We start from the raw sequence: 437 nt of genomic DNA on the forward strand, positions 1-437 counted from the left end.
ACTGCTCAATCGGCTGGTGGGTCGGGCCATCTTCACCCAGGCCAATGGAGTCATGGGTAAATACGTAGATCGCCTGCTGACCCATTAACGCCGCCATGCGAACCGCGTTACGCATGTACTCCATGAAGATCAGGAAGGTTGCGCCGTACGGGACAAAACCACCGTGCAGGGCGATACCGTTCATCACCGCGCCCATACCGAACTCACGTACGCCATAGTGCAGGTAGTTACCGCTGGCATCTTCCGGCGTAATCGCTTTGGCGCCCTTCCAGAAGGTCAGGTTGGACGGGGCAAGGTCTGCACTGCCGCCCAGCAGTTCCGGCATTTTCGGACCAATCACGTTAAGCGCTTCCAGTGACGCTTTACGGGTGGCGATGCTGGCGCCTTTTTCCTGGGCTTGCTCGATGAGGGCTTCGGTCGGTATTTCAGCCGGCAGC

Annotated in this window: 1 pseudogene; it reads right to left on the bottom strand. The window is 58.6% G+C overall.

What is annotated here, in order from left to right:
- Positions 1-437: pseudogene (locus ACT3RU_RS17980) on the bottom strand (transketolase); the annotation flags it as partial.

Source organism: Halomonas sp. TP35 (genome assembly GCF_052375975.1).
Classification (GTDB): Bacteria; Pseudomonadota; Gammaproteobacteria; order Pseudomonadales; family Halomonadaceae; genus Vreelandella; species Vreelandella citrativorans.